The sequence below is a fragment of the Demequina sp. NBRC 110052 genome (genome assembly GCF_002090075.1).
Lineage (GTDB): Bacteria > Actinomycetota > Actinomycetes > Actinomycetales > Demequinaceae > Demequina.
Genome location: NZ_BBRI01000003.1, coordinates 349,432 through 363,284 on the forward strand (window position 1 = coordinate 349,432; position 13,853 = coordinate 363,284).

Annotated in this window: 10 protein-coding genes and 1 tRNA gene; 3 read left to right on the plus strand and 8 right to left on the minus strand. The window is 70.9% G+C overall.

All coding sequences use genetic code 11. The features are described from left to right. Positions 1 to 38: 38 nt before the first annotated feature. From B7K21_RS09085 to B7K21_RS09105, 5 genes are all read right to left on the minus strand, one after another. The gene (locus B7K21_RS09085) at positions 39 to 1,382 is read right to left on the minus strand and encodes an aspartate aminotransferase family protein (RefSeq protein ID WP_084075120.1); all 1,344 of its coding nucleotides are present in this window, start codon (positions 1,380 to 1,382) and stop codon (positions 39 to 41) included. A 104-nt stretch (positions 1,383 to 1,486) separates the two neighbouring features. Then, positions 1,487 to 1,852 carry a GntR family transcriptional regulator gene (locus B7K21_RS09090; protein WP_084075473.1) on the minus strand — a complete coding sequence of 122 codons (366 nt, stop codon included), beginning with the start codon at positions 1,850 to 1,852 and terminating at the stop codon, positions 1,487 to 1,489. After that, the gene (locus tag B7K21_RS09095; RefSeq protein ID WP_084075121.1) at positions 1,836 to 2,855 is read right to left on the minus strand and encodes a hypothetical protein; all 1,020 of its coding nucleotides are present in this window, start codon (positions 2,853 to 2,855) and stop codon (positions 1,836 to 1,838) included. Before B7K21_RS09095 ends, B7K21_RS09090 begins: the two co-directional genes overlap by 17 nt. A 72-nt stretch (positions 2,856 to 2,927) precedes the next feature. After that, positions 2,928 to 4,271, minus strand: a complete 1,344-nt coding sequence (locus B7K21_RS09100; RefSeq protein WP_084075122.1) for an O-antigen ligase — start codon at positions 4,269 to 4,271, stop codon at positions 2,928 to 2,930. Positions 4,272 to 4,418: 147 nt separating this feature from the next. Continuing rightward, positions 4,419 to 6,731, minus strand: coding sequence for an AAA family ATPase (locus B7K21_RS09105; RefSeq protein ID WP_084075474.1), 2,313 nt, complete (start codon positions 6,729 to 6,731; stop codon positions 4,419 to 4,421). Positions 6,732 to 6,845: 114 nt separating this feature from the next. Between B7K21_RS09105 and B7K21_RS09110 the strand changes: the two genes are divergently transcribed. Continuing rightward, positions 6,846 to 7,526, plus strand: coding sequence for a TetR/AcrR family transcriptional regulator (locus B7K21_RS09110; protein WP_084075123.1), 681 nt, complete (start codon positions 6,846 to 6,848; stop codon positions 7,524 to 7,526). 85 nt (positions 7,527 to 7,611) lie between these two features. Here B7K21_RS09110 and B7K21_RS09115 read toward each other — a convergent pair. Together B7K21_RS09115 and B7K21_RS09120 are read right to left on the minus strand one after the other, a co-directional pair. Continuing rightward, a tRNA-Ala gene (locus B7K21_RS09115) sits at positions 7,612 to 7,687 on the minus strand. Between the two features lie 142 nt (positions 7,688 to 7,829). Continuing rightward, positions 7,830 to 8,774 carry an FKBP-type peptidyl-prolyl cis-trans isomerase gene (locus tag B7K21_RS09120; RefSeq protein WP_234989262.1) on the minus strand — a complete coding sequence of 315 codons (945 nt, stop codon included), beginning with the start codon at positions 8,772 to 8,774 and terminating at the stop codon, positions 7,830 to 7,832. Between the two features lie 265 nt (positions 8,775 to 9,039). Between B7K21_RS09120 and B7K21_RS09125 the strand changes: the two genes are divergently transcribed. Further along, entirely contained in the window at positions 9,040 to 11,244 is a 2,205-nt protein-coding gene (locus B7K21_RS09125) for a glycoside hydrolase domain-containing protein (protein WP_084075125.1), read from the plus strand. 32 nt (positions 11,245 to 11,276) lie between these two features. Continuing rightward, entirely contained in the window at positions 11,277 to 12,590 is a 1,314-nt protein-coding gene (locus B7K21_RS09130; RefSeq protein ID WP_084075126.1) for a glycosyltransferase, read from the plus strand. A 153-nt stretch (positions 12,591 to 12,743) separates the two neighbouring features. On the opposite strand, the gene B7K21_RS09135 is transcribed toward B7K21_RS09130, so the two are convergent. After that, positions 12,744 to 13,811: a hypothetical protein gene (locus B7K21_RS09135; protein WP_084075127.1), complete on the minus strand. Its 1,068-nt coding sequence runs from the start codon at positions 13,809 to 13,811 to the stop codon at positions 12,744 to 12,746. Positions 13,812 to 13,853: the final 42 nt, after the last annotated feature.

Genomic DNA, 13,853 nt, shown 5'->3' on the forward strand with positions numbered 1-13,853 from the left:
CCTGTTCGGGTGGCGGATCTGGTGACATCGCGGGGGCGTCAGACGGTGGCCGCGTCGGCGACGGCGAGCGCCTCGTCGAGGATCGCGAGGCCTTCGCGAGCTTCGTCCTCGGTGATGACGCACGGCGGCACGACGTGGATGCGGTGATAGTTCATGAACAGCAGCGCGCCTGCCTGGCGCGCGGCGGCGACCACGCCCGCCACGGGCGCCGACGTGCCGCCGTAGGGGGCGAGCGGCTCACGCGTCTCGCGGTCCTTGACGAGATCGAGCGCCCAGAAGACGCCGACGCCTCGCGCCTCGCCGATGCTCGGGTGGCGCTCCTGCAGCTCCCTCAGCCCGGGCTCCAGAACCTCGGCCCCGATGCGGGCGGCGTTCTCGACGATGCGCTCGTCGCGCATTGCGTCGATGGTCGCGACCGCCGCGGCCGTGGCGAGCGGGTGGCCCGAGTACGTGAGCCCACCGGGGTAGGGGCGCTCGTCGAAGTCCGCGGCGATCGCGTCGGAGATGATGACGCCGCCGAGCGGCACGTATCCGGAGTTGACGCCCTTGGCGAAGGTGATCAGGTCCGGCACGACGCCGTGCTGCTCGAACGCGAACCACGAACCTGTGCGGCCGAAGCCCGCCATCACCTCGTCGAGGATCATGACGATGCCGTGCCTGTCGCACAGCGCGCGCACGCCCGCGAGATACCCCGGCGGGGGCGGCATGATGCCTGCAGTTCCCGGCACGGTCTCGAGGATGATGGCGGCGATCGTCCCCGGGCCTTCGAAGGCGATCAGCTCCTCGAGGTGCGCGAGCGCGCGCTCGCACTCCTGCTCGGGAGTGCTCGCGTGGAAGTGCGAGCGGTACAGGAACGGCCCGAAGAAGTGCACGACGCCCGCCGGCGCGAACTCGTTGGCCCACCGACGCGTGTCGCCCGTGAGCTGAATCGCCGTCGGGGTGGCACCGTGATACGAGCGGTACTGCGACATGACCTTGGTGCGGCCCGTGTGCAGGCGCGCCATCCGCACGGCGTTCTCCACGGCCTCGGCGCCCCCGTTCGTGAAGAACACCTTCTCCATGCCTGCGGGCGCGAGCCCCGCGATACGGGCGGCCGCCTGCGCGCGTGGCGCGCTGCCGAACGCCGGAGAGATGGTGCACAGCGCCTCGGCCTGCTCACGGATCGCGGCGACGACGCGCGGGTGCTGATGCCCGATGTTCGTGTTCACGAGCTGCGAGGACAGGTCGAGGTAGCGCCTCCCGTCCTCGTCCCACACGTGGCTGCCGAGCCCGCCCGCCATCATGATCGGGTCCACCGACGCCTGCGCGGACCACGAGTGGAAGACGTGGGCGCGCTCCAACTCGTAGGCTTCGCGGGCGGCGGGATCGGCGGGTGCTGGCATGGCGGCTCCTCTGGCTCGGCGCTCACCATCCTGGCGCATGGGGCATGTCGTCAGGAAGTGCCACGCGCCGGCACGCTGGCCGCACCGCGTAGTCGGCGCCCGTGCTACGTGTCGCGCGGGGCGCGCGCGGCCTGTCGCACGGCCGCAATGAGGGCCTCAGTCCCCAACCCCAGCTCGCGCGCGCGAGCGACGAGCGCGCCTGCGTCTGCCGCGAGCTCGGCCACTGCCGCGGACATGGGCGCAATGACCGCGCCGCGCCCACGGCGCATCTCGACGAGGCCCTCCTCACGCAGCGCCTGGTACGCCTTGAGGACCGTGTGGAGATTCACGTCGAGCGCCTGGGCGACCTCGCGGGCGGACGGGAGGCGGTCACCCGCGACGAGCCGCGCGGCGGCGACATCCTCGCGCACGGAGTCGGCGATCTGCTCGTACAGGTCAGTCTCCGCGGTGGGATCAATCCTGATCAGCATCGCGCGCACCCCCGGCCTGGCTCGCGCGCACCGCGCCCAGCACCGCGGCAACCGTCGCGGCATCGTCGAGCGTGAGGACGAAGCGCCGCCCGGAGCCGCGCGTGACCTCGAGCGCGGTCCCGTTGCGCAGGATCACCCCAGTCGCTCCGGGGATGACGCGCACGCCCCAGCCTCCGAAGTGCGCCAGTCCCGCGACGTCGATCACCCCGACCGAGGCGATGTCCGCCGCGGGGATCGTGAAGCGCGGGAACCCGACGGCACTCCGCACTGTCAGGCCCGTACGGTCGGCGCGCACGTGGAAGACCGTCATCGCGGCAGCCAGGAGCGCGACGAGGATCGCGACGCCCGTCGTGATCGCGGCCGCAACGACGTCGGCGAGCGCCCAGGTCCACACGGCGAGCCCCGCCAGGAGCACGCATGCGGAGACGAGCGCGGCACCGGCGCCCTTGCCGAGTTCGGCGCGCCCAATCCACGCGAGGCGCTCGTGCGGGCCCGCACCCAGCGCATCGACGGGCAGCGCCGCCGGCACGATGACGTCCTGCGAGGGCTGCGCCGCCCACGCGACCCACCCCACGACGCCAGCGGCGCCGAAGGCGAGCGCGAGGACCCACCCCACGCCCGCATCGAACGACGGGCCCACCTGGGTGAGGACCATGCCGGTCGCGAGCGCGGAGAACAGCGTGGCCAGTGACGCCGCGAGCGCGGGCATGAGCCGCAGCATCGGGCTTCGCTCCCCGCGCGCGAGCGGCCTCATGGCCGAGCCTGCGAGCAGGCTGGGGAGCACGAGTCCTCCGAGCAACGTCATCACGGGATAGACCCACGCCGGCCCGTACCCGTCGGGACCCTCCGGGCCCCAGTGCGTCACGAGCTGCTGGGCGAGGTCGTCGATGGCGACCAGCTGCAGCGCGATCGCGGCGCCAGTGAGGAGCGCGGGCACGAGCAGCCCGACGTCGACGGCGCGCCGTAGGACTCGATCGGCGGGGTTCCGGTGGGTGTCACTCATCGCTGCATCTCCTATCTGTTATATAACAACTATAACAGTATTGGCGTGATAGCGCGCGCCAGGGAGACGAGGTCAGCGAGTGTCGGAGGCGGTCGCGCCAGGCGTGCCGCGGTGCACGAGGGACTCGTCCACGAGTGTGAGCCGGAACACCTGCGGCGCGGAGAGGAACAGCACGACCACCAGGTACCAGCCGCCCTCGACGAGCATCCGCGACTCGGTGAGCGATTGCAGCAGGATCGCCACGGTGAGCAGCGTCCACCCCAGCGGGATGTACGTGTCGCCCCGATCGGCGCGCTCGACGAGGCGCCAGGAGGAGCCGAACAGCAGGACCATGATCGCGACCAGCAGCGCGAGCCCCACGAGCCCCAGCTGGAGCCACGCGTCCAGGAAGGCGTTGTGCGCGTGCGTTGCGAGGACGCCCGCGCGCTCGGCGATGCCTCGATACGGCTCCTCCCAGACGGGCCAGTAGCCGACGAAGCCCCAGCCCTCGGGCCGCTGCTCCGCCGTGGCCAGCACCTGCTTCCAGATCTCCGTGCGGTTGGTGAGATCCGAACCGCGGTCGAACATGCCGAAGATCTCATCCCGGTACTTGATCGTGAGCACCGCGGCCCCCGCGGTCACGCCCAGGACGACGCGCGACAGCGCCTTCTTCCCCCCGGGCGGCAGCCGGCGGATCCAGAAGGCCGCGAGCGTGATGCCGGCCAAGTACAGCGCCGTCACGGACACGGTCGCGGACATCGTCAGCAGGTGGACGCCGCCCGCCGCGGCGAGCGTGAGGATCCCGTCGACGCGACGCACGCTGCGCTCGAGCAGCACGATCACGGCAGTGATCGCCGCGAGCAGCGCGACCAGGCCGAAGGGATTGCGGTTGCCGACCCAGCCCTGCAGCGGACCGCCCTGGAACAGCAGGCCGTCAGACCACATGATGTCGTTGCCGGAGACGTCCTTGCCGTCGGTCAGCGAAGTGAGATCCGACATCGGCGGAGCGATCGGCCCCCGGACGATCACCGCCGCCACCAGTTCCAGGCCGATGCCGAGAAGCAGCGAGATCTGGAAGCCCCGGTACAGCAGCACCATGAAGCGGCGGGTGCCGGTGCCGCGGACCGTGACCGCAGCGACGAACGTCGTGGCGAGCATCACGATCACCGCGAGCGCGGTGATGCCGCGCGTCGCCGACCACAGCACGCTCGCCGACGCGAGCGACACGAACGCGCCGAGCGGCAACGGCAGCCGAAGCATCGCGAGCGTGGGCCGGAAGCTCACCGCGATCGCGGCGACGGTCAGCACGCACACGGCGGCGTAGACCGGCAGACCCAGCAGATAGCGGAACCCCTGGCCGGAGGTGAGCAGCACAATGATCCACACGGTCAGACCATCGCGCACCGGAGCGCTGCTCCACCTCTCACGCCAGCCCATGCACCGATCCCCTGTCCTGTTGAGTGGCCGCTGCCGGCCCTGCCCCCGCACACAGTGTGCCCCGACATCCCGTGCGGCCTCACCTTCTCCAGCGACGTGCGGGCCCGTCGTATCCGAACCGTGACCCGTCCCAGCGCGGCAGCGGGTTCAGCGGGCGTCGTGCCAGGCGAAGAACTCCTCGGCGTCGATCACGGGCTTTCCCCACTCCGCGGCTCTCTTCGCCTTCCCCGACTGCGTGCCGCGCTGAGCCACCACGAGCACGTCGGTGCGGGTCTTCGTGACGCTCGCGACGGGCACGAGTCCCTTCGCCGCGGCGAGCCTCATCATCTCCTCGCGCTCCACTACGCCACGGGTGGCGTGCAGGACGGTGCCGGTGAAGCACACGCGAGCGCCCTCGACCAGCACCTCCGCTGGTCGCAGGGGCGCCTCAAGCACGAAGTCGGGGGGAAGGATCTCCACGCCGTAGTGCCGCTCGGCCTCGCGAAGCCGCTCGACCACGTCCGCATCCCGATCGACGACGCGGCTCCACGCCCGCGCAAGCAGATCGCCGAGCACCGCCGCCGGGTCGTCCTGAGCGGACAGGTTCCCACCCACCACGAAGCCCGACGCAGTCGCCGCCGACCCCGTCGCTCGCGGCTGCAGGTAGCCGCGCCCACGCGGCCACGCGGCGAACGGCTCCCCGGCGCTCACGGGAGCCCGCCCGACGCGGGAGACCCATCGCTCTCCCGCGTCACGGAGCGCTCGGGCACGGGTGAGCGCCTCGGGCGCTTGCAGCGCCTTCCGTTCGTTCGCGTCCACCTCCGTGGCCGGCAGCTCGACGCCGAGCGCCATCGGCTCCACGACACCGCAGCGCTTGAGCTCGAAGTCGATCCAGCTGAGCGTCTGATCGATCCCCACGCCGATCGGCACGCGCCCCGCCAGCAGCGGCGAGAGGCACGCCCACGCCTCCGCGAGCACAGGGGCGAGCTGAACGTCGCGAGTCGTGAGCCCGAACTCGGTCTGCGCCCCGTACAGGTCGCTCGTAGGGTTCACCACGGTCGTCGCCTCGTCGCCGTCGTCCGTGACGACGGCGATCTCGACGGGCCGAGGTCGGTACCTGTCGCCCACGGTGCCCACCGTGGAGGCGGACAGGTACACGCGCCCGGCCACCGCGTCGGGCGCGTGCGACGAGCTGAGGAAGCGTCGGATGCGGCCATCAGTCTTGAGGTCACGCGGAAGCACGTCGCGCTTGAGCACCAGTCCCTCGAGGCTCGTGCAACGGCTCAACGCCACGTACAGCTGTCCGTTCGCGAACGTGCCGCCGGTGAGATCCACGACCACGCGGTGCAGGGTCTGGCCCTGCGACTTGTGAATGGTGATCGCCCACGCGAGCTTCATGGGCAGCTGCGTGAACGTGCCCACCACGCGCCGCTCGAGCGAGCCGCCGCTCATCACTGGCCGGGTGATCTCCCACGTGTGGGGGCGGACGTGCACACTGACGCCCTCGCGGAGGCCCACCGTCACGACAGGGCCATCCCTGTCACGCCCCAGTTCGACCACACGTCCGAGCGTGCCGTTCGCCCATCGGTCCCCTGGGTCGTTGTTGAGCAGCATCACTTGGGCTCCGACCGCGAGGTCCAGGTGCTGCTCGGCGGGGAGCTCGAAGCCGTCGGTGTCGCCGGCGAGTTCCGCGGGATAGGTGCGCACGGGCGCCGGAAGGCGCTCGAGCTGATGTCGGTTGCGCGCGCCGACGATGCGGTTGGTGGTGGCGAGGGTCAGCCAGAACTCGTCCTCGGGCGGCTCGAACCCAGGGTCCGTCCTGGTGTTGAGCACGGCGCGCGCGTCGTCGAGCAGGGCGCCCTCGCGCACGGCGTTGAGGATGTCCACGAGCCCGGTGTCGCCGATCTGCCGGAACACCGTGGTCAGCTCCACCATCGCGAACCGCTCCGGATCGAAGTGCCGGGCCGAGAAGAAGTAGGGAGTGCCATAGCGCTCGTCGAAGTAGTCCACTTCGTCGTCGCGCACGACGGGCGGCAACTGGTGCAGGTCGCCCACGAGCACCACCTGGACCCCGCCGAACGGGACGCCGTGCTGGGGTCCGAAGCGCTCGAGCGCGGCTGCAAGCGCGTCGAAGAGGTCGGCCCTCACCATCGACGCCTCGTCCACGATCAGGGTGTCGAGGTTCGCGAGGGTCTCGGCGAAGCGGCGCGGGAAGTAGCCGGGACCCCGCACGGTCTCCTCAGTGACGCCCATCGGGAAGGAGAAGAGGCGGTGGATCGTGTAGCCGTCCACGTTGAGCGCGGCGATGCCGGTGGGCGCCACCGTGATGGCGCGCCGCCCCGTAGTCGCGAGGAAGTGGCGGATCAGCGTGGACTTTCCCGTGCCTGCCCGGCCGGTGAGGAACATGTTCGCGCCCTCGTCGAGCAGAGTGAGGGCGCGCTCGAAGTCCTCGGTGAAGGTGAGCTCTGAGGTGGCGGTCATGCCACCCACCCGCCGTGTTCGATGCGCACAGACTGGACGATAGCGTCCGCCACCCACGTGGAGCCGATTCGAGGCCCGGCATCGCCGCGCTCCCAGGAGTAGAGTGCGGCTCCTATGAGTGGGAAGAGGGCGCCGCGCCCGGAGATCGCGCGCAGCATCCGGCAGCTTCTCGACGCCGCCGAGCGCCTCTTCGAGCTCCAGGGCCTCGAGTTCTCGCTCAACGAGCTCGCGCACGAGGCCGGGCTCGGGGTTGCCACCTGCTATCGCCGCTTCCAGTCGCACGACGACGTTGTGCGCGCGCTGCACGGCCGGGCGCACGAGGCGTTCACCGCAATCTTCGACGAGCTCGACGCCGAGGTGGCCGACGGCGCTGACGGCTGGAGCACGATCACCGGATATCTGGAGCGCGCCGTCGCCACCAACAACGCACACCCGATCTTCGCGGCGACCGCCCGCCGCATGGCGCGCATCGAGCCGGGCTCGACCGCGGGCGAGGACCTGGTGCTGCGGCTCGCCGCGCACGTCGCGCGCGCGCAGGCCGAGGGCTCGCTGAGGACGGACGTCACGGCGATCGACCTCATGACACTCATGACGGAGCTCGGCGTCCTCACGGTGTTCCCCGAGCCGGCCCGCAGCGCCATGTCAGTGCGCCAGCTGCAGATCATGCTCGCTGGACTGCGTGCGGAGTCGCAGCGGTTCGGCGACCTGGGCCGCGACCCGGTGGAAGGGATCGCGCACCTCAGGGCCCTCGCGACGGCGCTGCCCTCGGTCGGCCGGTCCGACTCGGGCGCCTAGCGGGGCGGCCGCTTCGCGACCAGGCCGTGACTCACCTGGCCAGTCAAGAAGAAAAGGACCCCGCCTGGCGGCGAGGTCCTTCGTGTGGTGGAGCTGAGGGGAATCGAACCCCTGACCTTCTCATTGCGAACGAGACGCGCTACCAACTGCGCCACAGCCCCTTCGCCCCTTAGCGAGGCGGGTAACAGGATAGCACCGCCCGCGCGTGCAAGTCACACCGCTCTCGCGTGCGCGCCCGGCACAGCGAAGGCCCGCCAGGGCGTGCCTGGCGGGCCTTCGCACGAGCCGCGCTGCGGCTGAGTGCTACTGCGCGGCGAGGATGTCCACCACGAACACGAGCGTGGACCCTGCGGGGATGGTGCCGCTGTCCGCGTCGCCGTAGCCGAGCTCCGGCGGAACCACGAGAAGGACCTGCGACCCGACAGTCTTGCCGACGAGCCCCTGGACCCATCCGTCGATGAGCGATCCGGTCGCGAGCGTGAAGGTGGAGCCTGCGCCCCGCTCCCACGACGAGTCGAAGACGTCGCCGTCCCACAGCCAGCCGGTGTAGTGCACGGTCACCTGGTCGCCCTCAGCGACCACGGCGCCGTCGCCGGTGATGAGGTCCTGCGCGACGAGCTCGGTGGGCTTGTCGCCTGCGGCGTCGAACGACACCGTCGGCTCGCCGGTCGCGTCGTCGAGCGTCACTGCGGGCAGCCCCTCGACGGGGTCGACGGCGGTGCCCTCGGCGCGGTCGAGCACCTCGGTCACGGCCTCGACGGTGACGGCCATGATGAGCGCGCTGCCGTCAGAGGTGTCGAACGTGCCGTAGAGCAGCTGCGCACCCTCGTGCACCCCGAGGAGCGTCGAGTACAGGTTCGGGTCGACGGCGCCCTCGGTCATCGTGATGCCCTCGGTGTAGCCGTCGTCGTAGGACGAGTAGTACACGGAGCCGTCGGTGCCCGAGTAGATGATGTACGAGACGGTCACGACGGTGCCCTCGGTGGCCTCGGCCCCGTCGCCGTCCGCGACGAGCACGGCGCCCGTGTCGGCGAACGTCACACCGGGCTCGAACTCAAGCTCCGCGATGCCGTCCTTGCCCTCGTTCCAGGCGACGGACTGCAGGAACTCGACCGTGGCGGCCGACTCCTCGGACGTGGTGGACGTAGGCGAGGCCGTGGGCTCGGCGTCGGACGTCTGGCTGCAGGCGCTGAGGCCGAGCGCGAGCGCTGTGGCCGCGGCGACGGCTGCGGTGATGCGGGTCTTCACGTGATCTTCTCCGTGGTCGGTTGCGAGTGCGGGCCTGTCACTGCGGCGCAACGCGCTCCAGACCGGAATCCAGGGTACGCGCCCGCCGCCCGGGTGCGTGACGGCCGTCCCCCACACAACCCTTGGGGAGTGCCGAAGGTTCCCCAGAATGTGTTTCATTTCCGTCACGGCGTGGAAACCTCCCGTCAATGCGGTCCCTTTACCGTGTCTTTGACAGAAGCGGGATCGCCGACCCCGCTCGAAGCCGCCGGAAGGAGGTGGCCTGTTGTTGGAGCACGTGGACCCGTTCAACGGGACAGAGGTCACCGACCTGCCCGCACCCAGCCGCCTGGCGGCCACCTGGTGGTGGCCCAAGCCGCAGGTCGGCAACACGCATCCCGGCGCATGTCACCCGCTCGGCATGGTGAGCGCGTGCGCATACTCCGGCGCCTACCCCACCGGCTACGGGCTGTACGACCTCAGCACTGAGGGCGTGCCCGAGCGGATCCACGACAGCTACGTCGCCTCGGGCTTCACGCACTTCCAGCAGTCCGGCACGGGCGCGATCCGCAAGTACTACAACTACTTCCGCGTCACCCCGATGCTCGAGCCGCTCGACGGCCTCGGCAAGGACTTCGCGCTCACTGAGGAGGAGGCCTCACCCGGCTACTACGCGGCGACGCTCGACAACGGCGTGCGGGCCGAGCTGACGGTGGGACCCAAGTCGGCCGTGCATCGCTACACGTTCCCGCAGCACAAGGACGCGCGCGTCGTCGTCGACCTCTCGATGGGCGGACTGTCGATCCCCTACTCGGCCACGACACCCCTGCGCGCCTACCTCGAGACGATCGCGCCGGGCAAGGCGCAGGGCACGATCGTGGTGGAGGGTGCACCACTGTCGATCTACCTCGAGTGCGACGCACCGTCATGGCGTCAGATGCTCTGGTACGACCGTCGGCTCATGCCCGCCGGCGCGCGGCTCGACCTGGACCATATCCGGCCGACGACGCTGCGTCCCTTCGGCCTCATGTGGGCTGGGCCCTCGCTCGCCGGGCAGACGGTGGAGCTTCGCATGGGCTTCTCACTCCGAGGCGTCGAGCAGGCGCGCGAGAACCTGCGCCGCGACGTCGGCACCGGGACCGCGCGCTTCGACAAGCGGCTCGCCTCGACCCGGTCGTCGTGGACCGACCTCATGGACTCGATCAAGGTCGAGTGCGACGACCCCGCGCGGCTCGAGGTGTTCTACACGGCGCTGTACCACTCGCTCATCAAGCCATGCTTCGCGCGAGACGAGTCTCCGTTCTGGCCCGCGGACGGCCCCTTCGTGTTCGACATCTCGACCATGTGGGACATCTACCGCACGCAGCTGCCACTGCTCACCGCACTGCAGCCAGGCAAGGCCATCGACCTCGCCAACGCGCTGCTGGCCATCTGCGAGCAGGAGGGCAACCTGCCCATCGGCTACCGCATGGCGCGCGGCTCAGACCGCTTCTCTCGCCAGGCCTCCGCGCTCGCCCACACGCTTCTCTCCGACCTGTGCCAGCTGGACATCCCCGGCATCGACTGGGACTGGGCGCTCGTCAACATGCAGGCCGACCTGCGCCGCACCTACGGCGAGGACTACCTGCTGACCGGCGTCGCGCACCCCATCTCGCACACCCTGGACCTCGCGTTCGGGTACTGGTGCACCGCGAAGGTCGCCGACCGTGTCGAGGACTCCGCGCTGGTCCACGAGCTCGCCCCACTCGCCGAGGGATGGCGGAACGCGTTCGGAGACGACGGACTGCTACTCGACTCCAGCTACTACGAGGGCACGAAGCACAACTACTCGTTCCGCCTGGTGCACGACATGGCCGAGCGCATCGCCCTCGCGGGCGGCGACGACGCCTTCGTGGCGCTCCTCGACGCCTTCTTCGGCATTCACGCGCCTGCAGTCACGCAGCCCGGCGTGCGCCCGAGCAAGGCCGAGATGGACGAGGGCTACTCGCTCGGACGCTTCGAGGGCCTCAACAACGAGCCGGACATGGAGGCCCCCTGGGCCTACCACTACGCCGGCCGCCCCGACCGCACGGCCGAGGTGGTGCACGACATCGTGCACCAGCAGTTCGGCCGCGGCCGCGGCGGCCTGCCTGGCAACGACGACTCCGGGGGCCTCAGCTCCTGGTTCGTGTGGACCTGCCTGGGACTGTTCCCTGTCGCCGGCCAGAACCTGTTCCTTCTGCACCCGCCGGCCTTCGCGTCGGCATCGATCGCGATGTCGCGCGGCACGCTCGTCATCGAGACCGAGGGCTTCGTCGAGCCTGTGCCCGGCGGCCCAGTGCAGTACGTCCAGTCCGCGACGTTCGACGGGGAGCCCGTCACGTCGTACCTCTCGGGCTCCAGGGTGCACGCGGGCGGCACCCTGAGGCTCGTCCTCGGCGCCGAACCCGGCACCTGGGGCACCGAGACCCGCCCGCCGTCCCTTCCCGATCCCCTCACCCAGGTCCACTGAGACCCTGCCCACCCCCACCCAAGGAGGCAGCCATGAACGTCGAGATCAACCGACGCCTCGTCATCGTCGTCCGCGCGGATCCGGTGATCTGCGGTCATAGCGGCGAGGCCCGCAATCTCGCGGAGGTCGCGCTCACGCGGGGATTCGATGAGGTGCGCATCGTGACGTGGCCGCTGGATCGGCTCGAGGAATCGGGGCTCCCGCTCAAGCCCATGGAGACTGTGCTTCCGTACTCCCCCGGCATCACGGTCGAGCGTCCAGGCCCGGTGGGCGGCTACAAGATCCCCGACGGCCGCTACCTCGCCGGCATGGTGGGTCGCCTCGTCGAGCTCTTCACGGACGGCGTGCCGACCGTGTGCATGTCCCTGTATCTGCACCCGCACACGACGGCCGTGAGCGAGGCGCTGCGCGTGGCGCGCGCCACCGGCAAGCCTGTCAACGTCACGACGATCGCCGAGGCGGTCGGCTCCGACGTCACCGACGTGGTCCGGTCGGCGGTCGAGCACGGCGAGTTCGGTGCCGCCGCCGCAGTGCTCGCCAACTACCTCGAATCCGACCTGTGCGTGGCGGTCTCCGACTACACCAAGGAGGTCATCGTCGCCTCCGCGGCCGAGCTCGACGCGGTGTACGGCACGGCGTTCGCCGCGCGCTGCCAGGAGCGCGTCCAGATCTCGTACCCCGCGATCGACACCTCGGCATATGTGGGCCTCGATGCGCGCGACGGCGACCGCTACCTCGCGGAGCGCGGTCTCGCGCGCGGCAAGTACGTGCTGTACCTCTCGCGACTGCAGAAGGCCAAGGGGGTCGACGACCTGATCCGTGGGTTCGCCGCCGCAGAGGGCTGCCGCGACCAGACCCTCGTCATCGCAGGACGCGGGCCTGACCTCGAGCACTTCCAGTCGGTCGCCGAGCGCAGCTCCGCGAGCGGCAGGATCGTCTTCCTCACGGACGTGGGCGACGACGAGAAGCCCCATCTCATGGCGGGCTGCTCTGCCTACTGCCTGCCCTCGAAGCCGGCACCGGAGTTCACGGAGACCTTCGGCATCGCGCTCGTCGAGAAGATGCTCGCCGGCGGCGGCCCCGTCATCACGTGCGACACGGGCGGCATCCTCGAAGCCGTGGGCGACACCGCCGTCGTGGTGCCCTCAGGCGATGCTTCGGCGATCACGGTGGCGCTCAACGCGTGCCTGGGCGGCATGGACGAGGACGACCGCGAGTGGTGGACGGGCCGCGCGCTCGAGCACGCGATGCAGTTCGATCGCGTCAACGTCTTCGACCGACTGTTCGGAAGGCTCGCTGCGGCGCCCCCCGCGCTCATCGCGAACGCGCACCGCATCGCGGTCTGACCTCGACGGCGGCAGGTGCACTGTCTGCACTCCCCGAAGTGACGGCCAGGCGAGGCATGTGTGGCTGCGACACGCAGCAACAGGCGCCTTAGCCGTCACTTCGGGGAGTGGTGGCGCCACAGAGGCAATGGGGCAGGGCGCGGGGCGGCGAGCTCAGGCGCTGGCCTGGCGGCGACGCGCCAGGATCGCATCGAGCGTGCCCGACGCGGCGGCCGGCTTGGCCTCCTCGCGCGGCTGGCGCTCGTCGACGCGGTGCTTGCTATCCACCCAGCGCTCTGCGACAGCTGCGGAGCGCGAGTAGTCCTCGTCGTCGATCGGGCGCGCGGGACGCTGACGCACGGTCGGCTTGAGCGTGTATGCCGGCGCGGGCATCTCCTGCGGGCTCCAGCCGCCGTCGTCCTCGGCGAACGCGTCGCCGTCGACGATGCCGCCGCGCGAGATCGAGCCGGTCTCCACCGTCTCGTGGGCGTCCGTGCGCACGCCGGGCAGCTCGGGCTTGGGAAGCGGCGCGGGAGCCGACAGGGGCGCGAGGTTCTCGGCAGTGACGACCTTGATGGCCTGGGTCTCGAGATCGCTCGGCTCGGCCTCGTGGCCCTGGGCGCGCTCGCGGCTCACGCGGCGCAGGGCCTGCGTGGCGGTCGCGGCGGCCTCGACTTCACGTGCCACGGCGAGCACGTGCGAATCGGCGACGCGCTGCGCGTGGGCGGCGCGGGCACCGGCCACCGTGATGCCTGCGAAGGCAGCGGTGGCGATGGCGGCGACGAGCGCCGGGAAGGCTGTGGCCGCGACGAGGATCCAGGAGACGGCCGCGAGCGTTGCGGCGCCCAGTGCGACGCGGGCGCGACGACGGGCCTGCGCCTTGCGCTCGGCCAGCAGCGCGGAGCGGTCACGGCGCAGCGCCAGGCGCTCGCGCTGTGCGAGGGTCGCGGCGCGGTCGAGCGGCGTCGCGGGACGCGACAGGTGGCTCGCGCCCAGTCCGGCGACGGAGGCGCGGGCGGCGCCGGTGACGAGCAGCGGAACCTCCCCCGAGGTGGACTCACGGCGCGCAGCACGGTCCGCCTCGACGCGACGTGCGGTGGTCTTCACCACGCGCATGTCGGCGGAGTAGCGGTCCTCGGTGCGCACGAGCGCGTACTCGGCGCGCTCGCGCATCCGCTGCGGCAGGACGTACGCGAGCACCATGCCGAGGGCGATGATCGCGAGCAGTCCGACGGGGGGCATGACACGACGGTAGGGCCAGCGGGGCATGCGCTCCGGGAGGGT